The sequence below is a fragment of the Mesorhizobium sp. M7A.F.Ca.US.005.03.2.1 genome (assembly GCF_003997795.1).
GTDB lineage: Bacteria > Pseudomonadota > Alphaproteobacteria > Rhizobiales > Rhizobiaceae > Mesorhizobium > Mesorhizobium ciceri.
Genome location: NZ_RZRP01001457.1, coordinates 1 through 750 on the forward strand (window position 1 = coordinate 1; position 750 = coordinate 750).

The window sequence follows — 750 nt, forward strand, 5'->3', positions numbered from 1 at the left end:
TTTCATAGTCGAATTTTGTCCGCTCGCGTTTCAACCGGTCGAGAATGCCGGTCACTTCACCTTTGACGGTGTCGAGATCTTCCTCGAGCAGGAAACGGCGGTCGATGGTCATCCGGCAGGAGTCGGGCACGTTGGGCGACGGCAGGCCGGGCCGGAAATCCTCGGTCTGGCCGCCATGGATCGAATTGATGTTCATGGTCGAGCGTTTTGCTCCTTCGGGCACGACCGGCATGCGCGTCATCTTGCGGTCGAGCGCGGGAAACAGTTCGTCCTCGAAGGCCCGCAGCACGGCGCCCATGTGGCGCACCGCATTGTCGCCGAGAAACGGCATCGAGCCGTGCGCGATCTCCCCCTTGGTCTCGATCTCCGCCCACCAGACGCCACGATGGCCGAGGCAGATGCGGTCCTTGTTCAGCGGCTCGGGAATGATGACATGGTCGACCCTGGGTTTTGAGAAATAGCCGAGCCTGGCCAGATGCGCGACGCCGCCGAAGCCGCCGGATTCCTCGTCGACGGTGCCGGATATTTCGATGGCGCCGGGAAAATCAGGGAAGACTTCCAGGAAGGCCTCGGCTGCGATGATAGAGGCGGCAAGACCGCCCTTCATGTCGCAGGCGCCGCGGCCATAGACCCTGCCGTCCTTGACGATGCCGGCGAAGGGATCGACGGTCCAGCCATCGCCGGCTTCGACCACGTCGACATGCGTGTTGGAGTGCACGCAGCCGCCTGCTGATCTCCCGTCGAAACGGG

Annotated in this window: 1 protein-coding gene; it reads right to left on the bottom strand. The window is 63.2% G+C overall.

The features are described 5' to 3' along the window. Positions 1 to 750, bottom strand: a 750-nt coding sequence (locus EN991_RS38460) for an acetylornithine deacetylase/succinyl-diaminopimelate desuccinylase family protein (protein ID WP_127370638.1), incomplete at both ends; no start/stop codon positions are given.